Source organism: Pseudomonas sp. JQ170C (assembly GCF_035581345.1).
In the GTDB taxonomy this organism is placed as follows: Bacteria; Pseudomonadota; Gammaproteobacteria; order Pseudomonadales; family Pseudomonadaceae; genus Aquipseudomonas.
The window spans coordinates 885,481-906,917 of record NZ_CP141608.1 but is presented as its reverse complement, the minus strand read 5'-3'; the positions used below and the strand labels follow the sequence as shown (position 1 = coordinate 906,917).

Sequence of the window (21,437 nt, the reverse complement as noted above, 5' to 3'; positions counted from 1 at the left end):
ACGGGGCAAGCCCGCTCCTGCATCTGTGCAGGAGCGGGCTTGCCCCGCGTTCATTTCAATTACAGCGAAGCGTTCTGCAGGCCATCCAGGTAGCGCTCGACATCCAGCGCAGCCATGCAGCCGGCACCGGCCGAGGTGATTGCCTGGCGGTACACGTGGTCAGCCACGTCGCCTGCGGCGAACACGCCTTCGACGTTGGTGGCGGTGGCGTTGCCGTCACGGCCGCCGTTGACCACCAGGTAGCCGTCCTTGAGCGTCAGCTGACCCTCGAACAGCGAGGTGTTCGGGGTGTGGCCAATGGCGATGAACACGCCGTCGACCTTGATTTCGTCGAAGCTGCCGTCGTTGTTCTTCAGGCGCGCACCGGTCACACCCATGTTGTCACCCAGGACTTCGTCCAGGTTGGCGTTGAGTTTGAGCTCGATCTTGCCTTCGGCCACACGGGCGTTGAGCTTGTCGACCAGGATCTTCTCGGCGCGGAAGGTCTCGCGGCGGTGAACCAGGGTGACCTTGCTGGCGATGTTGGCCAGGTACAGGGCTTCTTCGACAGCGGTGTTGCCGCCGCCGACAACAGCCACAGGCTTGTTGCGGTAGAAGAAGCCGTCGCAGGTCGCGCAGGCGGAAACGCCCTTGCCCATGAAGGTTTCTTCCGATGGCAGGCCCAGGTAGCGAGCGCTGGCACCAGTGGCGATGATCAGTGCGTCGCAGGTGTAGGTGCCGCTGTCACCCTTGAGGGTGTACGGCTTGCTGGCCAGGTCCACGGCATTGATGTGATCGAACACGATCTCAGTCTCGAAGCGCTCGGCGTGCTCCTGCATACGCTGCATCAGCGCAGGGCCGGTCAGGCCATGGGGGTCGCCCGGCCAGTTGTCGACTTCGGTGGTGGTGGTCAGTTGACCGCCAGCCTGCATGCCGGTGATCAGCAGTGGCTTGAGGTTGGCACGGGCGGCATAGACTGCAGCGCTGTAACCGGCAGGGCCGGAGCCCAGGATAATCACTCGCGAATGACGTACTTCAGACATGACGCTCTCCTGTCGAAGCGGGCGATGGCTTGCCCGCATCTGGAATAAAAAAGAACCTGCGAAGCACTTGGGGAAGGCTTTGGGTCGCAGGTCCTGAAAAACATTGAATCGCAGCAGCCTTACAGGCTGTTGGCGTTCTCGGCCAGGTAGTCGGCAACGCCCTTGGCGTCAGCCTTCATGCCTTTCTGGCCTGGACGCCAGCCGGCTGGGCAGACTTCGCCGTGCTGTTCGGTGAACTGCAGGGCTTCGACCAGACGGATCATCTCGTCGACTTCACGACCCAGTGGCAGGTTGTTCACCACCTGGTGCTGAACCACGCCTTGCTGGTCGATCAGGAACGAGGCACGCAGGGCCACGCCCGCTTCGTGCTCGATACTGTAGGCACGGGTGATCTCGTGAGTCACGTCGGCCACCATGGTGAACTCGACTTCGCCGATACCGCCCTTCTCGACCGGCGTGTTGCGCCAGGCGTAGTGGGTGAATTGCGAGTCGATGGAGACACCAACAACCTCAACACCCAGATCGCGGAATTTGTCCATGCGATTATTGTGGGCAATGATTTCCGACGGGCAGACAAAGGTGAAGTCCAGCGGCCAGAAGAACAGCACGATGTATTTGCCGCGCAGGGAAGAAAGCTTGAAGCTGTCGACGATCGAACCGTCGCCCAAAACTGCCGCCGCATCGAAATCAGGGGCTTGCTTGTTGACCAGAATGCTCATGAAAACTCCTTGAAAGTTTGAATTCGAAGGCGTTGAAAAGTTGTGCGCACTTTAGCGAGGCCGCAGAGATTAAGGAAATATCCTTAGACAATCCACCTTATAGGACGGCTCTATTCATCGCCAAAAGCTACAGCTGTTTGTCTATCAGGCCTACAAGGGCGGTTGCCGAGGTTTTGTTACAGCCCATGTCCCGCTTTGCGCTGCGCTTTCGTCGACCGCTCAAACTCGGTAAGGTCAGCGCGTTTTCCTTTCCCCGGAGTCCTCTATGCAAGCCCCTGCCCTCTCTGGCCCACAGTACCTGCGCGAAGGACTGAAACTGGTCCTGAGCCCGAGCCTGCGCCTGTTCGTGTTGCTGCCCCTGGTGGTCAACCTGCTGCTGTTCGTCGGCCTGATCTACGTCGCCGGCCATCAGTTCAGCCTCTGGGTCGATTCACTGATGCCCAGCCTGCCGAGCTGGCTGAGCTTTCTCAGCTACGTTCTCTGGCCCTTGTTCGTGGTGCTGGTGGCCCTGATGGTGTTCTTCACCTTCACCATGCTGGCCAACGTCATTGCCGCGCCGTTCAATGGCTTTCTCGCGGAAAAGGTCGAAGTGGTGGTGCGTGGCACCGACGACTTCCCGGCGTTCAGCTGGGCCGAACTGATGGCCATGGTACCCCGCACCCTGGGCCGAGAAATGCGCAAGCTGGGCTACTTCCTGCCCCGCGCCATCGGCCTGTTCATCCTGTCGCTGATCCCGGTGGTCAACATCATCGCCGCACCGCTGTGGCTGCTGTTCGGTATCTGGATGATGGCCATCCAGTACATCGACTACCCCGCCGACAACCACAAGATGAGCTGGCAGGACATGCTCGCCTGGCTGCGCGAAAAGCGCTGGCAGAGCCTGGGCTTTGGCGGCTCGGTATACCTGGTGTTGATGGTGCCCTTCCTCAACATCCTGATGATGCCGGCGGCCGTGGCGGGCGCCACCCTGTTCTGGGTGCGCGAGCGCACTTAACCTGACCCGCCGGCTGCGCCGGTCGCCGCAGCAGTGATCAGTTCGATGGCCTGGCGTGCGATCGGCGACAAGGTCCGGCCGGCATGGCAGACAATCGCACTGGCAATACGGCCACTTCCGGGAAACCCCGGCTGCAACAACGCCCCTACATCACAGAGCGCGCCGCTGCGCAGGTCCGCCTCCAGCCAAGCGCGCCAGGTGAGCAGCAACGAGTCACTGCCCAGGGTTGTGGCGCGCAGCAATTGCAGGTCATTGCAGCCCAGCGCCAAGGGCGCGCTCATTCCTTCGGGCAACTCCAGCACGTCACGCAACCGCGCTGGCGCCACCTCGTCAAACAACACGGAACTCCACGGGTACTCCAGGAGTTGCTCGCGGGTCACCGGTGCCTGCTGCCGGGCCAAGGGGTGATCGCCCCGGCAGAAAATCGAGGTGGGTTCGGCCGGCAACGGGGTGATGGCAAAGCGGGGATCGGACAAACGCCCGGGGTCGCAGGTATAGGCGACAAAGAACTCGATCTGCTCCTGCTCCAGGTGCTGGATCAGGTGATGCCAGTGATTGACCTCGACCTTCATCACCAGCTTCGGAATGCGCCGGCGCAGTGTCGTCAGGGTATTGGCCAGGTACAGATTGGCCGCCATCATGCCCGCGCCGAACTTCAGCTCCCCACCGTCGGCCTTGGCAATGTGGTTGGCCTCGGCGACCAGCCGTCCGGCACTGCCCAGCAACTCCCGGCTGCGGGCCAGCAACTGACGCCCGGCAGCGGTGAGCGTGACGGAGCGGGTATCGCGATCGAACAAACGCACCCCAAGATCAGCCTCCAGCGTCTGGATGCTGCGGCTGAAGGCGGTCTGGGACAAATTGGCGCGCTCGGCCGCACGGGAGAAGTGCAATTCCTCGCTGAGCAGTACCAGATGGCGGATGCGTTTCAGGTCAATTGAGTCAGCCACTGCATTAATCCTTGGTTTTTTTTGCATTGGACGCACAAGGCATAGATACAGAGACTGACAGGGCCACGCAACAAATCCTACAAAGTACAAGGAATTACGCCATGCCCTTGCGTCTCCAGCGCTGCTTGCTTGCCCTTGCCTGTATCGCCGCTTTCCCGGCACACGCCGCCACCGACCTGAAAACCCGCATCGACAGCCTGGTCCATCAGGACGAAGCGCAGATGATCGAGCAGTTCAAGCAACTGCACCGCAATCCCGAACTGGCCTTCCAGGAGAAAGAAACTGCCGCCCAGGTGGCCAAGGCCCTCAAAGCCCAGGGCTTTGAGGTCAAGACCGCCATCGGCACCACCGGCGTAGTGGGCATTTTGCGCAATGGCCCGGGGCCTGTGGTGATGTACCGCGCCGACATGGATGCACTGCCGATCAAGGAAGCCACCGGCCTGCCCTACCAGAGCAGCAAGGTCACGCCCTGGCTCGGCAACCCGGCCCAGCCGGTGATGCACGCCTGTGGTCACGACGCCCACACCACGTGGCTGATGGAGGTGGCCAAGGTCATGGTGCAGCTCAAGGATCAGTGGTCCGGCACGCTGGTGCTGGTGGCGCAACCGGCCGAGGAATTGCTCGAAGGCGCCACCGCCATGGTCAACAACGGGCTTTATGACTTTGCGCCCAAACCCGATGTGCTGGTGGCGGCCCACGTGTCGCCGGTGTACCCGGCCGACAGTGTCGGCTTGCGCGAAGGCCCTCGCTTGGCCGGCACCGACCAGATCGACGTGGTGCTGCCCGGTATCGGCGGCCACGGCTCCACGCCTCACGTCACCAAAGATCCGGTGGTGATGGGCGCCATGGCGGTCATGGGTTACCAGACCATCACCAGCCGCATGCTCGACCAGTCAAAACCCGCCGTACTCACCGTCGGCGCCTTCCAGGCCGGGGTGAACAACAACATCATCCCGGTCAGCGCCACGCTGAAGCTCAACCTGCGCTGGTACGACGAAAAGGTACGCGAGCGGATGATCGCCGGGATCAAGTCGGTCACCCGTGGCGTGCTGGTCATGAACGACATGCCGCCCGACTACCAGGCCCAGTACACCATGAAGGGTTACTCCACCCCGGTGTTCAACGGCAAGGAACAGACTGAAATAGCCCAGGCCGCGCTGGTGCAGCAGCTGGGTGCCGACAAGGTGTTGCCAGGGATGCCACCGCTGATGGGCTCGGAAGACTTCCACATGCTCGCCAGCCCCTACCCCGACACCAAGGTGCTGTTCCTTGAGGTGGGGTCGGGCAAGCCCGACGTGTACACCAACCTGGTCGAGAAAAAGCAACTGCCGGCGGCGATGAACCACACCCCGGGCTTTGTCGTCGAACTGCCCGCGATCGCTACCGGGGCACGGGCTGTCACTGCGACGCTGGCAGCCTTCTTCAATCAGCCAGGCTGAAACACCCGCGGTGGTTGGCCGTCATCAGCCCGCCAGCTGGCTGGAGAACTGCCCCACCGCATTGACCACCTTCTTGGCCCCGTCCTGGATCTCGACAATCACCGTGCCGGTCTGCCCGGCCAGGCTCAGGCCCTGTTCGGCCTGGCGCTTGCTGCTGTCGATGATGTCCACGGCCGCCTTGGCCAACTGCTCATTCTGCTGCACCACCCGGGCAATTTCCTCGGTGGCGGTACTGGTGCGCGAGGCCAGTTGCCGCACTTCGTCGGCCACCACGGCAAAGCCGCGGCCCTGCTCGCCGGCGCGCGCCGCCTCGATCGCCGCGTTGAGCGCGAGCAGGTTGGTCTGCCCGGCAATGTCGCTGATGGTCTTGATGATCGAGCCAATGACCTGGGACTGTTTATCCAGCGCCTCGATACCGTTGGCGGCCTCTTGCATGCAGGCTTCCAGACCACGCATCACCTCGACGGTCTGGGTCACCACGTCGGTGGCCTTGCGCGCGCTGGCGTCGGTCTCGACCGAGGTGCTGTAGGCGATGTCGGCAGCCTCGGCCACGGCAATCTCCTGATTGACCTGGTCGGTGATGACGGTTGCGAACTTGACCACTTTGTAGAGCACGTCGTGGGTGTCGATGATCGGGTTGTACGACGCCTCCAGCCAGACCACACGCCCGTGGGCATCGACCCGCTTGAAGCGCTCGGCCACGAACTCGCCCCGGCGCAACTGCTCCCAGAACGCCTGGTAAGCCTTTGAGTTGTACTCGTCGGGCTCGCAGAACATCCGGTGGTGCTTGCCCACCACCTGCTCCAGGCGATAGCCCATGGTCTGCAGGAAACGGTCGTTGGCGGCCAGCACTTCACCTTGCAGGTTGAATTCGATGACCGCCGTGGAGCGCATCAGCGCCTTGATCAGGCTTTCGTGCTCGCGGGAAGTCTCGATGGTGCGCGTCAGATCGCTGGAGTGCAGGGTGAAATATTTGAGCCGCCCATCGCTGCTTTTCACCGGCTGCAGGATCGAGCGCAGCCAGGCTTCCTCGCCGTTGCCGCGCAACAGGCGAAACGCGCCGTTCAGGTGCTCGCCACGGGTAATGGCATTGCGCATGCGATGGTAGAAGTCCAGTTGCTTGACGTGCGCCGGCACGATCTCTTCGATGCTTCGACCCAGCAACTGATGGCTGCCGTAGAGCATCTCTTTCTCGAAATTGCTGTTGACCGATTCGATCCGCCCCTGAGGGTCGAGCTGCAACACCAGCATCTCGCTGTCGAGGCTGCATTTGACCTGCTCGATGGACAGCAGGTCTTCGCGCAGCTGCTGGTTTTCTTTTTTCAGTTTGCTGTTGAACATCAACGCTCTCCTGGAGCGAAATCGGTCATTCGTGTGCTTTTGCATCGGCTGATTGCCCAACAATCTTGAGTGCCCGCATGGGAAATATTTTGCAGGCCAACGCGCCGAAAATCGGGCGTCATGCATCCGTCACAAATGCTTCACGGCGCCGCAATCGAGGCCGCAGACACTGATCTTCATGAGCACACCGCCCCTGCATGTCACCCTGATCAGCGAAACCTTCCCACCGGAAATCAACGGCGTGGCCAATACCCTTGGCCGCCTGAGCGAAGGCTTGCGCCAGCGCGGCCATCAGGTCGAGCTGGTGCGCCCGCGCCAGGGCGGTGATCCCGGCGGGCCGGGCGATGACCTGCAGCTGCTGTGCCGCGGCTGGCCGCTGCCGGGCTACCCTGGGCTGCAATGGGGCCAGGTGTCGATGCACAAGCTGATCCGCCGCTGGCGCCGGCACCGTCCCGATGTGCTGTACATCGCCACCGAAGGCCCGCTGGGCTTGAGCGCCCTGCGCGCGGCGCGGCGCCTGGGCATTGCCGTGGTCAGTGGCTTTCACACCAACTTTCACCAGTATTCCAGCGAGTACGGCCTGGGCCTGCTGGCCCGGCTGCTGACGCACTACCTGCGCTGGTTTCACCGGCGCACCCACACCACCCTGGTGCCCAGCCTGAGCCAGCGTCTGGAACTGGAGCGCCGCGGGTTCGACAACCTGACCCTGATGGCCCGGGGTGTCGACAGCCAGCTATTCACGCCGGCCCGGCGCCGTGAGGCGTTGCGTACACAATGGGGGTTGGGCAGCGATGACATCGCCCTGATCCATGTCGGGCGCCTGGCCCCGGAGAAGAACCTCGGCGTGCTGCAGCAATGCCTGGACGCGGCACGGCGCAACTATCCAGCACGGCACATCAGGTTGATCGTGGTGGGTGACGGTCCGCAGCGCAGCGCCCTTGAGCAACAACTGCCCGACGCCGTGTTCTGCGGTGCCCAACGCGGCGAAGCCCTGGCCGAGCACTACGCTTCGGGGGATATCTTTCTGTTTCCCAGCCTCACCGAAACCTTTGGCAATGTGGTGCTCGAAGCCCTGGCCTCAGGCCTTGGCGTGGTGGCCTACGACCAGGCCGCCGCGGCCCAGCACATCCGCCACGGCCATAGCGGGGCGCTGGCCATGCCGGGTGATGCCGACGCGTTCATCGATGCCTGTAACTGGCTGCTGGAAGACCCGGAAACCTTGCGCCGGGTACGCCTCAATGCCCGCCAACACGCCAGCCGCCAAGGCTGGCCGGCGATTGTCGAGCAGTTTGAAAGCCACTTGAGCGCCGCCTGCCGCCAGGGTCAGGGCCAGGGCGCGATCGCGCCCCAGCCTGCCGCAGCACTGGCAATCAAACCAGGGTCGTCAACGCCTCGCGGCTGAACGGCAGGATGTCCTGCTCGCGGCCGTCACGGACCTTGGCAGCCCAGTCCGGGTCCACCAGCAATGCACGGCCCACGGCTACCAGATCGAACTCGTCGTTGTTCAGCCGGGTCAGCAGGTTTTCCAGGCTGGCCGGTTGCGCCACCTTGTCGGTGGCGACCATGAACTGCAGGAACTCGCCATCCAGGCCCACGCTACCGACGGTAATGGTCGGCTTGCCGGTGAGCTGGCGGGTCCAGCCCGCCAGGTTCAGGTCCGAGCCCGCGAACTCCGGCTCCCAGAAACGGCGGGTGGAACAGTGGAAGATATCCACACCCGCTTCACTCAGCGGCTGCAGGAAGGCATCCAGCGCCTCGGCGCTTTCCACCAGGCGGGCGGTGTAATCCTGCTGCTTCCACTGCGAGAAGCGGAAGATGATCGGAAAGTCCGGGCCCACGGCGGCGCGTACGGCCTGGATCAACTCGATGGCAAAACGCGAACGACCGGCCAGGTCGCCACCGTATTCATCGGTGCGCTGGTTGCTTGCCGCCCAGAAGAACTGGTCGATCAGGTAGCCATGGGCGCCGTGGATCTCGACACCGTCCATGCCGATGGCCTGGGCGTCGCGGGCGGCCTGGGCGAAGGCTTGGATGACGTCACGAATATCGTCCTGGCTCATGCCGTGAACCAGCACCTGGCCGTCCTTGATTTTCTCGCTCGGGCCATAGCCCGGCACGCTGGCGTCCGGCTCCACGCCCAGGCGCCGCACACTGCCCACATGCCAGAGCTGCGGAACGATACGCCCGCCTTCGGCGTGTACCGCCTCCACGACCTTTTTCCAGCCTGCCAGGGCGTCGTCACCATAGAAACGCGGCACATTCGGGTACCCGTTGGCGGCCTGGTGGCCGACGGTGGTGCCTTCGGTGATGATCAGGCCGACGCCAGCGGCGGCGCGGCGACGGTAGTACTCGACCACCTGGGCATGGGGTACGCCGCCCGGGCAAAAGGTGCGGGTCATCGGTGCCATGACCACACGGCTTGGCAGCTCAAGGGCGCCCAGTTGGAAGGGGGTGAACAATGCGGTGGCGGACATGCGGCGCTCCAGTGGGGTGGGGATGCGCCTGAGGATAGGGGCGAGCGATGGGGTGGCCCAGTACTATTGATGGGAGTGATTTGACGGCAATCGCGGGGCGAGCCCGCTTCTACGGTGGGGGCGGCTCAACTGCATCGCGGGGCAAGCCCGATCCTACGGGTTCGGTAGGAGCGGGCTTGCCCCGCGATCAGGGTCAATCAGGCCAGCGCTTTCTCGATGGCCTGCACCACAGTCGCATCATCCGGCGCGGTGCGTGGCGAGAAGCGCGCCAGGACCCGACCATCCTTACCCACCAGGAATTTCTCGAAATTCCAGGTGATGTCGCCGGGGAACTCCGCCCCTTCGCCTGCCAACAAACGGTACAGCGAATGCCGCTGCGGCCCGTTGACTTCAAGCTTGCCGCCCAGGGGGAAACTCACCCCGTAGTTGAGGCTGCAAAACTCGGCGATTTCGCTCTCGGTGCCCGGTTCCTGCCCGGCAAACTGGTTGCACGGCAGGCCCAGGACACTGAAGCCTTGTCCTTTGTATTGCTGATAAAGGTTTTCCAGTGCTGCGTACTGCGGGGTCAGGCCACACTTGGAGGCGACATTGACCACCAGCACCACCTGGCCCTTGAATGGCGCAAGAGGTAACTCCTGGCCATTGAGCGCCTGCAACTTCAGGTCGTGAAATGCACTCATGACGTACTCCCCTTTCCAGATCCCGATTGCCGCTGCGGGCTGCAATCAATATCCCCAGCCCATTAAAAAAGCGCCCTGCCAAGCCGTCTTCCCCTGGTGGAGTGCGACGGACTTGCCCGGGCGCCTTCGCGACTCTCTGAGCTTAGCGCAGAAAATCAGTGCTGATGGCCACCTTCGCCATGGACGTGGCCATGGGCTACTTCTTCTTCGCTGGCGTCACGGATGTTGACGACCTTGACCTTGAAGTTCAGGCGCTGGCCAGCCAGTGGGTGGTTGCCGTCGACGGTCACGTCGTCGCCGTCCAGGTCACGGATGGTCACGATCTGCATCTGGCCATCGGGGGCGGAAGCGTGGAACTGCATGCCCACTTCCAGTTGGTCGACGCCCTCGAACATGCTGCGGTTCAGGGTGCTGACCAGCTCGGCCAGGTATTCGCCGTAGGCGTCTTCCGGCTCGATGGCAACTTCCAGCTCGTCACCGGCGGTTTTGCCTTCCAGGGCTTTTTCCAAGCCTGGAATGATGTTGCCTGCGCCATGCAGGTAGACCAGCGGAGCGCCGCCGGCGGAGCTGTCGATGACCTCACCAGCGTCGTTGGTCAGGGTATAGTCGATGGAGACAGCCTTGTTGGCGGCGATCAGCATGGGGCGAGACCTTTTGCATAAGAATGTAGAGCGCACAAGTGTAACCAACGCATCGCCTGAAAGCGAACGCAACCCGGACAAACGGACCCCGTAGGCGCGGGCTTGCCCCGCGATAGCGGTCCTTCAGCCACATCGTATTGCGGGGCAAGCCCGCACCTACAGATGCGCTCGGGGTGCCGATAGCGATACCCTTGGCAATTGATTCTTTTGCACAGCTCATTTCGAGAAGCTCGCATGCAGACATTTTTCATCGCGCCGACCGACTTCGGTGTCGGCCTGACTTCCATCAGCCTGGGCCTGGTTCGCACCCTGGAACGCGCCGGGCTGAAAGTCGGCTTTTTCAAGCCGATTGCTCAACCGCACCCCGGCGACACCGGCCCTGAGCGCTCCACCGAACTGGTTGCGCGCACCCACGGCCTCAAGCCGCCGCAGCCGCTGAGCCTGGCCCATGTCGAGCGCATGCTCGGCGATGGCCAGCTCGATGAGTTGCTCGAAGAAATCATCACCCTGTACCAGCAGGCCTGCGTGGGCAAGGACGTGGTCGTTGTCGAAGGCATGGTCCCGACCCGTCACGCCAGCTACGCCGCACGGGTCAACCTGCACCTGGCCAAGAGCCTGGACGCCGAGGTGATCCTGGTCTCGGCGCCAGAAAACGAAGTGCTCACCGAGCTGTCTGGCCGGGTGGAGTTGCAGGCGCAATTGTTTGGCGGGCCGAAAGACCCGAAAGTGCTCGGCGTGATTCTCAACAAGGTCCGCACCGACGAGAGCATGGACGCCTTCGCCGAACGCCTGAAGGAGCATTCGCCCCTGCTGCGCGGCGGGGATTTCCGCCTGCTCGGCTGCATTCCCTACCAGGCCGACCTCAACGCCCCGCGCACCCGCGATGTGGCCGAGCTGCTGGGCGCCCAGGTGCTCAACGCCGGCGACTACGAGCAACGGCGGATGAACAAGATCATCATCTGCGCCCGCACCGTGGCCAACACCGTGCCGCTGCTCAAGCCCGGCACCCTGGTGGTCACCCCGGGCGACCGTGACGACATCATCCTTGCGGTAAGCCTGGCCGCCATCAATGGCGTGCCGCTGGCCGGCCTGCTGCTGACCAGCGACAGCAAGCCCGACCCGCGCATCCTCGAACTCTGCCAGGGCGCGCTGCTGGCCGGCCTGCCGATTCTCTCGGTCAGCACCGGCTCCTACGACACCGCCAACCAGCTGAATCAGTTGAACAAGGAAATCCCGGTCGATGACCGCGAGCGTGCGGAAATCATCACCGACTTCGTTGCCAGCTACCTGGATGCCGAGTGGCTGCACCAGCGCTGCGGCACCCCACGGGAACTGCGCCTGTCTCCCGCGGTGTTCCGTTACCAGCTGATCCAGCGTGCCCAGCAGGCCAACAAACGCATCGTTCTGCCCGAAGGCGCCGAACCCTTGACCGTGCAGGCCGCCGCCATCTGCCAGGCCCGTGGCATCGCCCGCTGCGTGCTGCTGGCCAAGCCCGACGATGTTCAGGCCGTGGCCCGGGCCCAGGGCATCACCCTGCCCGAAGGCCTGGAAATCCTTGACCCGGACCTGATCCGTGACCGCTATGTGGAGCCGATGGTCAGCCTGCGCAAGAGCAAGAGCCTCAACGCCCCCATGGCCGAACAGCAACTGGAGGACCCGGTAGTGATCGGCACCATGATGCTGGCCCTGGATGAGGTCGACGGCCTGGTGTCCGGCCTGGTCCACTCCACCGCCAACACCATCCGCCCGGCCCTGCAGCTGATCAAGACCGCACCGGGTTGCAGCCTGGTGTCGTCGGTATTCTTCATGCTGTTCCCCGAGCAGGTGCTGGTGTACGGCGACTGCGTCATGAACCCACACCCCAGCGCCAGCGAACTGGCAGAAATCGCCTTGCAGAGCGCCGACTCCGCCGAAGCCTTCGGCATTGCCCCGCGGGTGGCGATGATCAGCTACTCCAGTGGTGATTCGGCCAGCGGCGAGGAGGTAGAAAAGGTACGCGAGGCCACCCTGCTGGCCCAGGAAACCCAGCGCAGCCTGCAAATCGACGGCCCGCTGCAGTACGACACCGCGGCCAACCTCGAGATCGCCCGGCAACTGGCCCCCAACAGCCAGGTAGCCGGCCGCGCGACGGTCTTCGTGTTCCCCGACCTCAACACCGGCAACACCACCCACAAGGCCGTGCAACGCAGCGCCGACTGCGTCAGCCTGGGGCCGATGCTGCAAGGCCTGCGCAAACCGGTCAACGACCTGCCGCGCGGCGCCCAGGTCGACGATATCGTCTACACCATTGCCCTGACCGCGATTCAGGCCAACCGCTCACTGGATAGCTGAACATGCTCGGATTTCTGCCCGCGCCACTGCGTGGGGTGATCGCCTCGCTGCTGCTGGGGCTCAACACCATCGTCTGCTGCACCCCGTTGTTCATCGTCAGCCTGTTCAAGCTGTGCCTGCCGTTCCCGGCGGCGCAGCGGGTGACCGACGAACTGATGAGGCATATCCACGAGGCCTGGATCAGCAATAACAATGCCTGGATCAACTTGCTGGGCAAGGCGCGCTGGCAGGTCGAGGGGCTCGCCGGGCTGGACTACCAGCACAGCTACCTGATCACCAGCAATCACCAGAGCTGGGTAGACATCCTGGTCCTGCAGTACGTGCTCAACCGCCGCATCCGTCCGCTGAAGTTCTTCTTGAAGCAAGTGCTGATCTGGGTGCCGGTGATTGGCCTGGCCTGGTGGGCCCTGGGCTTTCCATTCATGAAGCGCTACTCCAAGGCCTACCTGGCCAAGCACCCGGAAAAGGCCGGCAAGGACCTGGAAACCACCCGCCGTACATGCGCCAAGTTTCGTGGCAAACCCACGGCCATTTTCAACTTCGCCGAAGGTACCCGCTTCACCCCGGCCAAGCATCGCCAGCAGCAATCTCCCTACCAGCACCTGCTCAAGCCCAAGGCCGGCGGCATTGCCTTTGTGCTCGATGCCATGGGCGAACAGTTGCAGTCGATCATCAACGTCACCATCCACTACCCGGCTGGCGCGCCTGGGTTCTGGGACCTGCTGTGCGGTCGGGTGAAGCACATCGTGGTGCAGTTGGAGGAGGTGGCGATTCCACCCGAGTTCCTGGGCAAGAACTACGACCAGGATGAAGCCTATCGCCTGGCGTTCCAGCAGTGGATCAACGTGCTGTGGCAGGACAAGGACGCCCTGCTTGAGCGCCTGAAGCACGAAACCCGCACCTGATCCTCGCAAGCTCTGGCTCGGGTGGGAGGTTTTCTTCCCCCTGGGCTTGAGGCAGATCAACAGAAAATCGCCCCGCCGCCCCCGAACCTGCGCTGAGCATCTATGCTCTTCCCCACGCTATTTCGCACCTTCAGTTTCTCAATAGCCCACACACGGAATGTAAGCCTATGAAACCGCTGCGCACCTTCACCCACGCTATCGCTCTTGCTTCGCTCCTGTCTGCAGCCAGTTTCACGGTGCAGGCAGAAGACATCCTGATCAATGGCATCGCCAGTGAAAATATCGTGGATACCAAGGTTCTGGCTGTCGATGTGGACAAGCGCCTCGTCACCGTCGCCGGCCCCGATGATTCCCAGGTGCCGATCCAGCTGAGCGAGAACGCCAAGGATTTGCACAACCTCAAGGTTGGGGATCTGGTGAACATCAAGGTCAATCGCTCGGTCGCGACGGTGCTGGACACCACGGTGGGCGGTGAGCCTGGCGTGAGCAAGGAGGCCGGCGTGATCCGTGCCACCAAAGACAACCCCAACCCCGGTGGCGAGGCGTTCCGCCAGGTGAAAGTCACCTCGAAGATCACCAAGATTGACCTCAAGACCCACGAAGTGACCCTGCTACCGCCGGACGGCCCGCAAAAAGTGGTGAAGGTCGAAGATCCGCAACTGCAAGAGCGGATGAAAAACCTCAAGGTCGGTCAGACGGTGGACATGGTGTTCACTGACTTGCTGAAGATCACCACCAAGCACTAAAAGCGCCACACCAAAACGGTAGGAGCGGGCTTGCCCCGCGATGCGATGGTGATTTCACCACAGCGATCGCGGGGCAAGCCCGCTCCTACCGTTTTTTTTACACCATAGCGATTTACTGGTACTGCTGGCCCGGAATCGGCTTGAGGTTGACCTCTACCCGGCGGTTCTGCGCGCGGCCGTTGGCGTCGGCGTTGCTGGCGATCGGCTGGTCAGGGCCCAGGCCACGCGCCGTCACACGGCTGGCATCCACGCCCTGGGAGGTCAGGTAGCTCACGACCGACTGGGCGCGACGCTGGGACAGGTCCATGTTGTGCTGGCGGCTGCCGGTGCTGTCGGTGTAGCCGACCACTTCAATGGTGTTCTGGTTGAACTGCTTGAAGGAGTTGGCCAGGTTGTTCAGCGGCGAGTAGAAGCTTGGAGCGATGTTTGCCGAGTCGGTGGCAAAGGTGATGTTGCCCGGCATGATCAGCTTGATCTGGTCACCCTCGCGCTGAACTTCGACGCCGGTGTTGGCCATGCTCGCGCGCAGCGCCGCTTCCTGTTTGTCGGCGTAGTAGCCATAACCGGCTGCAGCGGCACCCACGGCGGCAGCGCCGATCAGCGCACCCTTGCCACGGTTGTTATGGTCGATGGCAGCACCGGCGATGGCGCCGGCCAATGCACCCAGGCCGCCATACTTGGCGGTTTTGCTCATCCCGGTGGAGCCTTGCTGCGCCTGACCCTGGCTGTCGTACGGGTTGGGGCTGGCACAACCGGTCATCAGGGCGGCAGCGGTAGCGACGATAATCAAACGACGCATGGTGAACATGGACAAGCTCCTACTGTAATTCGAAAGTGCAGCGGACCGGTTAACGGATCTGTGCCAGCCTTGGAGTGGCAAACATCAGAAAAATTCCCTGAAAAATCAGGCCCGCACGAAAGGATTCTGGCGCATCTCGTCGCCCAGACGGGTATCCGGCCCATGACCGGTCACCACCGTGGCATCTTCATCGAGGCGATACAGACGCTGTTTGATCGACCGAACGATAGTCGCCTGGTCGCCACCCCACAAATCGGTGCGACCGATTCCGCGCTTGAACAGCGTGTCACCGGCAATCAGCAACTTGGCATCGGCAAACCAGAAGCTCATCGACCCGGGCGTGTGCCCCGGCGTGTGCAGGGCCACGCCACAGCCACAGGCCAGTTCCTCGTCGTCGGCCAGCCAGCGGTCAGGCGAAGGCACCGGGGTGTAGGGCACGCCGAACATCTGGCACTGCATTTCCAGGTTGTCCCAGAGAAACTGGTCTTCCTTGTGCAGGTGCAGGGTGGCGCCGGTCTTCTCCTTCAACAGGCCCGAGGCCAGGAAGTGATCCAGATGCGCGTGAGTGTGGATGATGCTCACCAGCTTCAGGCCATGGGCCTCCAGGCGGGCAAGGATCTGTTCATGGTTGCCACCCGGGTCGACGACGATGGCCTTTTTGCTGATCGGGTCGCCGATGATTGTGCAGTTGCACTGCAAAGGGCCGACGGGGAAGGTTTCGCGGATGAGTTGTGGTTGTGCAACGTGCATGGGAAATCCAGTGAAGTGAGAGTCATGCCTGAAACAATCACCCTTCATAACCGCAATTTCGCCTTCTGACCAGCCCAGCCTGACGAAACCCAGGCACAACGAGCCTTACATAGCGTTTCTTTGATCTCGCACCGTTTCCAGGTCAGCCCAGGTGCCTCCGCTGCAGCATTTCACGGCAGGTACAGGTTGAACACCCCTCCCCCCAGCGCCCCGCCATTGGCAATTTCGATCCGTCCCTTCACTCCGTCGCGCTCATGCAGCGCCGCAATGCGCGCGGCAAAGTACAGCCCCAGGCCGGTGCTGCCACTTTGCGCATCGATGCCCTGGGCATAGTCTTCCTGCCGTTCGAGCATGTGCTGGGAAAAGCCCGGGCCGTCGTCGTTGATGCTCAGCACCAGTTGCTCACCTTCGTCGCTGACGGTAATCAACAGGGCATGACCGGCATGACGAATGGCATTGTTGAGAATGTTGGCGATCACCGAGCCGACCAGCTCGCGGTCGAAAAAGCCCAGGGGGCTGGCGGTGTCGATGCGCCAGGTGGCGAGAATGTCGCGGTGCTGCAGCAGGTTCTGCTGGGCGGCCAGCTGGGCCTCGATAAAGTCGTCCAGCTCATGGTAGTCCGGGCACATGGGCAGTTGGTTGACACCCAGTTTGTACAGGCCCAGCAGTTGCACCAGCATGCCGTTGAGGTGGGTGAACTCGTGTTCCATCACGCCTTGCTCGCTGCCCTCGCGCAGCCCTTCGGGCAGGCGCGACAGCCATTGGCTATGGGCCTGGGTGAGCGCTGCCAGGGAGTTTTTCATGTCGTGTACGGTGGAGGCGATCACCGTGGAAAAATCCAGCCCCTGATCGTTCTGGTTCATGCGCCAAACGCTCGGATATGCAGTTTGCGGTAACGGTCATAGCGGCTGTCACTCGATGGAATGCCCGCCACGCAGGTCAGGCAGGCGCGGCACTCTTGCATGACATCCGGACCGGGCGTTTCGCCGCCCATGCGCATCAGCGCCTGGGCGGTGTTCAGGGCGATGCTGATGTTTTTCGGCTGCAGCGTCAGGGCGCGACGGAACATGCCCAGCGCCTCGTCGAGCTGCCCGGCCTGGTAGCTGCGCACGCCTTTGCGGTTGACGTCGACGGCTTCGGTGATCGCGTTGAGCACCGTGGGGTCGTCGGTCAGTTGCGATACGCTCTGCATCACCTTGGGGTCATCGCCGTAGGTTTCCACGCAGCTCTTGAGGATGTTGATACTCGCCCCATGCTGGTCGAGTTTCTGCAACTGCGCCGCCACCACCAGGGCTGCGTCCACCGAGAAAAACTGCTCCATCTTGTCCAGCCGCAACAAGGCCTGCTCGGTCAGCTTGGCCGCGGTTTCGGCATCGCCGGCCTGCTGCAGGCTGGCGGCTTTCATCAGCCGGGCGCGTACCTGCAGGCCCTGGTCCTCGACGTTTTCCTTGGCCACGTCACTGAGCACGGTATTGATCTCGACCCGGGTGCGGGCATCCAGGCCATTGCCGGCATTCTTGCTCATCAGGGCCTGGACCAGGCCCAGGTTGCTTTCCGGGTCTTTGTAGCGCGAGGTCTTGCCCTGGCTCACGGCATGCCGATAGGCCTTGGCGGACGCCTCGAAGTCCTGGTTGGCCATGGCCAGCTTGCCCAGCATCATCTGCCGGCGTACTGCCAGCGGCGAAAGGCGCACCGCCTCCTCCAGCACGCTCTGGGCGCGCTTGTTTTCACCCAGCGCCATCAGCACATCGGCCAGGCCGTCGTAGAGCCCGGGCATCATCGGGAAGGCCTTGAGCGCCTGCTCGTACACACCCTGGGCCTGGGCCATCTGGTTGCGTTTGAACAGCATGTTGCCCAGCGCCGCATAGGCCCAGGGCGTGGCGCGGCTGGCGATGATGGCCTTGAGAAACTTGCCCAGCTCTTCAAAGCGGTTCAAGTCCCGCAAGGCGTCGGCGCGATAGCGCAGGCACAGCGGCGCAAAGCGCGGGTCGCGTTTGCACAGCGCGGCACAGGCCGCCAGCACTTCGGCCGGACGACCGCGATCCAGGGCCTGGAGAATGGGCTTGAGCAGGGTCTTGCGCTGCACCAGTTTTTCCAGGCGCTGGGCCAGGCCGATTCGGTTGAACGGTTTGGTCAGGTAGGCATCGGGCTCATGCTCGAGGGCACTGAGCACAATGGCCTGGCTGCTTTCGGCGGTGACCATGAGAAATACACACTCATGGCTGATCAGCTTGTCGAGGATCAGGTCTTCGAGCACCTGCTGGCCGTTCTTCTTGCCGTCGCCCAGGTGGAAGTCCTGGAGGATGAAGTCGTAGCGCTTCTGCCCGCACATGCGCAGGGCCTGTTCGCCACTGTCGGCGGTGTCGACATCGCGCACACCCAACTCGCGCAGCATCGAACGGGCCGAGCTGCGGAAATCGGAATAGTCATCGACGATCAGAAAGCTCTTGTTGCTGTAGACCTGCATCCATGAGACCTGACATGGCAAATAGAAAAACGATGCGCAGACCTGTGCAACCCTGGGCTGGCTTCGCGGGACGAAAATTCGTCGTACTCGCACAGTATCGGCCGCACAGGGCAATAGCTTGAGCCAGAGCGGTGTCATAGGTGGATGACAGCGGGGGCGTGGTACGGCGGCTGATGGCGTTGCGCCATCTTCGTTCAACCCCGGTGGATAGTAAAGCGCCGCTGCCCCAGGCAAGGCAGCGGCGCAGGGTGACACTCAGCGGGTGAAGATCTGCGCCGTGGTGATGGCCATGTCACCGCCCGGCAGCTTGACCTTGCCGATGGGTTCCAGGCTGTCGGCATCGAAAATCGCCACTTCGTTGTAGGTGCCGGCGAGGTAGATCTTGGTGCCGGCCTTGTTGAAGGCGATGCAGTAGTAGCTGTGGTCGAGCGCCGCCGACTTGAGCAGCTTTTTCTCCTTGATGTCGTACTTGGCCAGGCGATTGAGCACGCCATAGACCAGGTTCGGGTCGGTGGGCGAGCGCATGCCGCTGAAGTAGATTTCGGTCAGCGGGCCGAAGTCGACGGTCTGTGCCTTGCCGGTGGCCAGGTCGATCGAGAAGAAGCCGTAGAGGTTTTCCGCCGTGGCCGGATCACGTTTTTCATCCTTGAATTTCGCCGTGGTGTACAGCAGCGAAAAGTCGTTGCGGTAGGTCTGCTGGTTCCAGATGTAGAGCACATCCGGGGCGCTGTACAACGGCCGCTGCCAATGACGGCTGGGCACCAGCACATCGAACTTGCCGGTCTTCACATCCACCTTGTAGATGTCCGGGCCTGCCACATAGAGCGTGCCGTCATTGCCGCTCTGCATGATGGTCAGTTGGCGCGGTGCAGGGAAGCTGCGCACCGGTTTGGCATCGAGCCCGGCATTGCTGGCATACACATCCAGGCGCGGCTGTTGCACCTCGTAGTGGTCATTGAGCATGCGCGTCGGGTTGGCGACGGTGTAGATCTCCTTGCCGTCATGGCTGACGGTGAAGGAGAACATCGAGCGTGCCTTCTCGCCCGGGAGCTGGGTGATGCTGGCATGAAACACCTGCTTGCAGCTGTCCAGCTCGACGCCATAGATATCGGCGTAGTGGTTGTTCAGCACATAGGCGATACGCCGGTCCGGCGACAGCTGCACGGTGCCCGGGCCGAAGGCGTCGGGCATCTGGCAGGTCTTGTACAGGCTGTCGCTGGCCAGGTCCAGGACGTGCAGGTTGTTGGGGTAGTTGACGGCGACCAGGTACTCCTGGCCCGGATTCAGGGCCTTGCCGGCGTCGGCAAGGGCTACACCGGAACTGGCGGCACACAGGGCCAGGGCGGCCAGGCCGCGGGTTGCAATCTGAAGCATGCGAATATCCCTCTTGTTCGGCTCGGGGCTCATTTGTCGTCCGGGAATACGGTGCCCAGGTTGCGCCAGTTGTCGTTGGACGCCTGGGCATCCTTGTTCCAGTCCGGGTAGGTGCTCATCATGTCCGGCACCTGGGCCGGCCACCAGCAAGGGTCGGAGCAGCCATACAGGTCAGCCTCCATGGGCTGGCACAAGGACGAGACGCCACCAAAGGCATCGATTTCCCAGCCCGGGTCGGTGGTCGAGGCGCAACCTGCCACAGAGTTCATCGCCAACACTTCTTCGATGCGGTTCTCGTCGGCAGCCTGTTCGAGCTTGAGTGCTTTGTTGTTGATCGGCTTGAGATGCTTCATGTCAGTGAACCTTGCGCGGTGTGATGTAGCGGCTGATGAACGCCGGGTTGACGGCCATGATCCGGCTGTAGACCTCGATGCCGAAGTCCACCCAGTCACGCATCAGTTCGCAGTAGTGGTAGGTCGGGTGGGCCGGGTCGCCATAGCGGGCATAACTCTCGTGGTAGCAGCCACCGGAGCACAGGTTGCGGATACGGCAGCTGTCGCAGCCGGTATTGGTGCGGTCCAGGCGCTGGGAGAGAAAGTCGTTGAGCTCCACCTGCTTGACGCCACTGTGGACGTTGCCGAAGGTCGGCAATTGCGAGCCGGTGAAACGATGGCAAAGGTTCAGCTCGCCCTTGTGGTCGACCGCCAGCATCTTCAGCCCGGCACCACACGGCAGGGCTTTCTTGTGCCCTTCGTGAATGTCGGTGATCAACTGGTGCAGGTTGGAAAAGCCGATGTTGCGATGCTCCAGCGCTGCCTCCAGGTAGCGCCTGCCCAGCACCTTCATGTTGGCGAACACCTCGATCAGTTCCTCGGCGCTGAGGTTGTAGGTGCTGATGTCGCCGCTGGTGACCGGGGCAAAACCGACCTCGGCAAAACCCATTTCATTGAACAGGTGATCCCAGATGGTCTCGACATCGGTCACGCCACGGGTCAGGGTCACGCGCGCCCCCACCGGGCGGCTGTCGTAGCGTGACAGCAGCATGTCGGCCTTGCGCCGCACCACGTCATACGTGCCCTGCCCACCCACGGTAATGCGGTTGCGGTCGTGGACGGTCTTGGGCCCGTCGATGCTCACCGACAAACCGAAGCGGTGGGCGTTGAGGTAGTCGACGATCTCCTCGGTGAGCAGGGTGGCGTTGGTGGTCATGACAAACTCCACGCGCTTGCCAAGCTCACCGAAGCGCTGCTCGCAGTAATCGACCATGTACTCGATCAGCTTGCGGTTGCTCAGCGGCTCACCGCCGAAGAACACCACGGTGTACACCGACTCGTCCGGCGACTCCTTGAGCAGCATCTCCACCGACGCCACGGCGGTCTCGGCCTCCATGCGCTTGCCGGCAGACGGCTTGTCCAGGTCTTCCTTGTAGCAGTAGGTGCAACTGAGATTGCAGCCGGTGTTGACGTTGAGCACCACGGTATTGAGCGCGGTCCGCTCGACCCGCTTGAGCGCCACCTCGGGGCTCAGGGGCGAGCCGTCGCTGACCAGCTCCAGGGCGATCAGCTCACGCAGGGTTTCATTGACTTGCGAGCCATCGAAGCGCGCGCCCAGGCGCTGCACCAGGTCTTCACTGGAGCAGCCCTCGCGGCGCAAGGCATCGATGATTTCCCCGGTCAGGTCATCGCTGGCAAACAGCGAGCTGCTGGGAATGTGGAACAACATACGGGCTGCATCGACCTGCACTTCATGCAGGTTTCGCTCAACCAGATTCAGGATAACGCCCATCGCAACCTCCTCGAATTCTCGCT

General features: G+C 62.5%; 19 protein-coding genes and 3 pseudogenes. 7 read left to right on the top strand and 15 right to left on the bottom strand.

Translation table 11 applies throughout. From position 1 onward, the window contains the following. Nucleotides 1-59 precede the first annotated feature (59 nt). Both trxB and U9R80_RS04005 read right to left on the bottom strand, forming a co-directional pair. Nucleotides 60-1,022, bottom strand: coding sequence for a thioredoxin-disulfide reductase (gene trxB / locus U9R80_RS04010; protein WP_301840823.1), 963 nt, complete (start codon nt 1,020-1,022; stop codon nt 60-62). 119 nt (nt 1,023-1,141) lie between these two features. Continuing rightward, a complete protein-coding gene (locus tag U9R80_RS04005; RefSeq protein ID WP_301840825.1) occupies nt 1,142-1,741 on the bottom strand; it encodes a peroxiredoxin in 600 nt (199 codons plus the stop codon). Nucleotides 1,742-2,006: 265 nt separating this feature from the next. On the opposite strand from U9R80_RS04005, the gene cysZ reads away from it, so the two are divergent. Continuing rightward, complete coding sequence (gene cysZ / locus U9R80_RS04000) at nt 2,007-2,735, top strand: sulfate transporter CysZ (protein WP_301840827.1); 729 nt, start codon at nt 2,007-2,009, stop codon at nt 2,733-2,735. Here cysZ and U9R80_RS03995 read toward each other — a convergent pair. Further along, on the bottom strand, nt 2,732-3,682 hold the full coding sequence (locus U9R80_RS03995; RefSeq protein ID WP_301840830.1) for a LysR family transcriptional regulator: 951 nt from the start codon (nt 3,680-3,682) through the stop codon (nt 2,732-2,734). The genes cysZ and U9R80_RS03995 overlap by 4 nt on opposite strands. Before the next feature lie 101 nt (nt 3,683-3,783). On the opposite strand from U9R80_RS03995, the gene U9R80_RS03990 reads away from it, so the two are divergent. After that, nucleotides 3,784-5,121 carry an amidohydrolase gene (locus U9R80_RS03990; protein ID WP_301840832.1) on the top strand — a complete coding sequence of 446 codons (1,338 nt, stop codon included), beginning with the start codon at nt 3,784-3,786 and terminating at the stop codon, nt 5,119-5,121. A gap of 24 nt (nt 5,122-5,145) precedes the next feature. Here the strand turns inward: U9R80_RS03990 and U9R80_RS27265 are convergent. Both U9R80_RS27265 and U9R80_RS27260 read right to left on the bottom strand, forming a co-directional pair. After that, nucleotides 5,146-5,505: pseudogene (locus U9R80_RS27265) on the bottom strand (methyl-accepting chemotaxis protein); the annotation flags it as partial. A gap of 234 nt (nt 5,506-5,739) precedes the next feature. Next, nucleotides 5,740-6,372: pseudogene (locus tag U9R80_RS27260) on the bottom strand (PAS domain-containing protein); the annotation flags it as partial. A 268-nt stretch (nt 6,373-6,640) separates the two neighbouring features. On the opposite strand from U9R80_RS27260, the gene U9R80_RS03980 reads away from it, so the two are divergent. Then, nucleotides 6,641-7,864, top strand: coding sequence for a glycosyltransferase family 4 protein (locus U9R80_RS03980; protein ID WP_301840835.1), 1,224 nt, complete (start codon nt 6,641-6,643; stop codon nt 7,862-7,864). Here the strand turns inward: U9R80_RS03980 and U9R80_RS03975 are convergent. The 3 genes from U9R80_RS03975 to U9R80_RS03965 form a co-directional block, all read right to left on the bottom strand. Then, a complete protein-coding gene (locus tag U9R80_RS03975) occupies nt 7,833-8,936 on the bottom strand; it encodes an NADH:flavin oxidoreductase (protein WP_301840836.1) in 1,104 nt (367 codons plus the stop codon). The two genes, U9R80_RS03980 and U9R80_RS03975, sit on opposite strands and share 32 nt — an antisense overlap. A gap of 197 nt (nt 8,937-9,133) precedes the next feature. Then, entirely contained in the window at nt 9,134-9,616 is a 483-nt protein-coding gene (locus U9R80_RS03970; protein ID WP_301840837.1) for a glutathione peroxidase, read from the bottom strand. A 155-nt stretch (nt 9,617-9,771) separates the two neighbouring features. After that, nucleotides 9,772-10,257 (bottom strand): FKBP-type peptidyl-prolyl cis-trans isomerase, encoded by a 486-nt coding sequence (locus U9R80_RS03965; RefSeq protein WP_301840838.1) that lies wholly within the window; start codon nt 10,255-10,257, stop codon nt 9,772-9,774. Between U9R80_RS03965 and U9R80_RS03960 the strand changes: the two are divergent. The 4 genes and pseudogenes from U9R80_RS03960 to U9R80_RS03945 all read left to right on the top strand — a co-directional run. After that, a pseudogene (locus tag U9R80_RS03960) lies at nt 10,226-10,342 on the top strand (DUF3565 domain-containing protein); the annotation flags it as partial. The gene U9R80_RS03965 and the pseudogene U9R80_RS03960 sit on opposite strands and share 32 nt — an antisense overlap. Nucleotides 10,343-10,491: 149 nt before the next feature. Beyond that, a complete protein-coding gene (gene pta / locus U9R80_RS03955) occupies nt 10,492-12,588 on the top strand; it encodes a phosphate acetyltransferase (protein WP_301840840.1) in 2,097 nt (698 codons plus the stop codon). Nucleotides 12,589-12,590: 2 nt separating this feature from the next. Continuing rightward, entirely contained in the window at nt 12,591-13,493 is a 903-nt protein-coding gene (locus U9R80_RS03950) for an acyltransferase (protein ID WP_301840841.1), read from the top strand. 167 nt (nt 13,494-13,660) lie between these two features. Continuing rightward, nucleotides 13,661-14,239 carry a hypothetical protein gene (locus tag U9R80_RS03945; protein WP_301840842.1) on the top strand — a complete coding sequence of 193 codons (579 nt, stop codon included), beginning with the start codon at nt 13,661-13,663 and terminating at the stop codon, nt 14,237-14,239. Between the two features lie 112 nt (nt 14,240-14,351). Here U9R80_RS03945 and U9R80_RS03940 read toward each other — a convergent pair whose 3' ends face one another. The 7 genes from U9R80_RS03940 to peaB all read right to left on the bottom strand — a co-directional run bounded on the left by U9R80_RS03940 (nt 14,352) and on the right by peaB (nt 21,414). Further along, the gene (locus U9R80_RS03940; RefSeq protein ID WP_301840843.1) at nt 14,352-15,047 is read right to left on the bottom strand and encodes an OmpA family protein; all 696 of its coding nucleotides are present in this window, start codon (nt 15,045-15,047) and stop codon (nt 14,352-14,354) included. A 96-nt stretch (nt 15,048-15,143) separates the two neighbouring features. Continuing rightward, complete coding sequence (locus U9R80_RS03935; RefSeq protein WP_301840845.1) at nt 15,144-15,788, bottom strand: MBL fold metallo-hydrolase; 645 nt, start codon at nt 15,786-15,788, stop codon at nt 15,144-15,146. Nucleotides 15,789-15,958: 170 nt separating this feature from the next. Beyond that, nucleotides 15,959-16,651: a sensor histidine kinase gene (locus tag U9R80_RS03930; protein ID WP_301840846.1), complete on the bottom strand. Its 693-nt coding sequence runs from the start codon at nt 16,649-16,651 to the stop codon at nt 15,959-15,961. Further along, on the bottom strand, nt 16,648-18,255 hold the full coding sequence (locus U9R80_RS03925) for a tetratricopeptide repeat-containing response regulator (RefSeq protein ID WP_301840848.1): 1,608 nt from the start codon (nt 18,253-18,255) through the stop codon (nt 16,648-16,650). Before U9R80_RS03925 ends, U9R80_RS03930 begins: the two co-directional genes overlap by 4 nt. A 255-nt stretch (nt 18,256-18,510) precedes the next feature. Continuing rightward, on the bottom strand, nt 18,511-19,629 hold the full coding sequence (gene peaD / locus U9R80_RS03920; RefSeq protein WP_301840851.1) for a quinohemoprotein amine dehydrogenase subunit beta: 1,119 nt from the start codon (nt 19,627-19,629) through the stop codon (nt 18,511-18,513). 29 nt (nt 19,630-19,658) lie between these two features. Continuing rightward, nucleotides 19,659-19,982 (bottom strand): quinohemoprotein amine dehydrogenase subunit gamma, encoded by a 324-nt coding sequence (gene qhpC, locus U9R80_RS03915; protein ID WP_028944146.1) that lies wholly within the window; start codon nt 19,980-19,982, stop codon nt 19,659-19,661. 1 nt (nt 19,983) lies between these two features. Beyond that, nucleotides 19,984-21,414, bottom strand: coding sequence for a quinohemoprotein amine dehydrogenase maturation protein (gene peaB / locus U9R80_RS03910; RefSeq protein ID WP_301840853.1), 1,431 nt, complete (start codon nt 21,412-21,414; stop codon nt 19,984-19,986). Nucleotides 21,415-21,437 lie beyond the last annotated feature (23 nt).

What these genes read in the sequence shown, in the direction of transcription:
- U9R80_RS03990 (WP_301840832.1), top strand. Translation starts at nt 3,784, where the DNA reads ATGCCCTTGCGTCTCCAGCGCTGCTTGCTTGCCCTTGCCTGTATCGCC.
- U9R80_RS04005 (WP_301840825.1), bottom strand. Translation starts at nt 1,741, where the DNA reads ATGAGCATTCTGGTCAACAAGCAAGCCCCTGATTTCGATGCGGCGGCA.
- trxB (WP_301840823.1), bottom strand. Translation starts at nt 1,022, where the DNA reads ATGTCTGAAGTACGTCATTCGCGAGTGATTATCCTGGGCTCCGGCCCT.
- U9R80_RS03930 (WP_301840846.1), bottom strand. Translation starts at nt 16,651, where the DNA reads ATGAACCAGAACGATCAGGGGCTGGATTTTTCCACGGTGATCGCCTCC.
- U9R80_RS03925 (WP_301840848.1), bottom strand. Translation starts at nt 18,255, where the DNA reads ATGCAGGTCTACAGCAACAAGAGCTTTCTGATCGTCGATGACTATTCC.
- U9R80_RS03935 (WP_301840845.1), bottom strand. Translation starts at nt 15,788, where the DNA reads ATGCACGTTGCACAACCACAACTCATCCGCGAAACCTTCCCCGTCGGC.
- cysZ (WP_301840827.1), top strand. Translation starts at nt 2,007, where the DNA reads ATGCAAGCCCCTGCCCTCTCTGGCCCACAGTACCTGCGCGAAGGACTG.
- peaD (WP_301840851.1), bottom strand. Translation starts at nt 19,629, where the DNA reads ATGCTTCAGATTGCAACCCGCGGCCTGGCCGCCCTGGCCCTGTGTGCC.
- U9R80_RS03950 (WP_301840841.1), top strand. Translation starts at nt 12,591, where the DNA reads ATGCTCGGATTTCTGCCCGCGCCACTGCGTGGGGTGATCGCCTCGCTG.
- U9R80_RS03965 (WP_301840838.1), bottom strand. Translation starts at nt 10,257, where the DNA reads ATGCTGATCGCCGCCAACAAGGCTGTCTCCATCGACTATACCCTGACC.
- peaB (WP_301840853.1), bottom strand. Translation starts at nt 21,414, where the DNA reads ATGGGCGTTATCCTGAATCTGGTTGAGCGAAACCTGCATGAAGTGCAG.
- U9R80_RS03945 (WP_301840842.1), top strand. Translation starts at nt 13,661, where the DNA reads ATGAAACCGCTGCGCACCTTCACCCACGCTATCGCTCTTGCTTCGCTC.
- qhpC (WP_028944146.1), bottom strand. Translation starts at nt 19,982, where the DNA reads ATGAAGCATCTCAAGCCGATCAACAACAAAGCACTCAAGCTCGAACAG.
- U9R80_RS03970 (WP_301840837.1), bottom strand. Translation starts at nt 9,616, where the DNA reads ATGAGTGCATTTCACGACCTGAAGTTGCAGGCGCTCAATGGCCAGGAG.
- pta (WP_301840840.1), top strand. Translation starts at nt 10,492, where the DNA reads ATGCAGACATTTTTCATCGCGCCGACCGACTTCGGTGTCGGCCTGACT.
- U9R80_RS03940 (WP_301840843.1), bottom strand. Translation starts at nt 15,047, where the DNA reads ATGTTCACCATGCGTCGTTTGATTATCGTCGCTACCGCTGCCGCCCTG.
- U9R80_RS03980 (WP_301840835.1), top strand. Translation starts at nt 6,641, where the DNA reads ATGAGCACACCGCCCCTGCATGTCACCCTGATCAGCGAAACCTTCCCA.
- U9R80_RS03975 (WP_301840836.1), bottom strand. Translation starts at nt 8,936, where the DNA reads ATGTCCGCCACCGCATTGTTCACCCCCTTCCAACTGGGCGCCCTTGAG.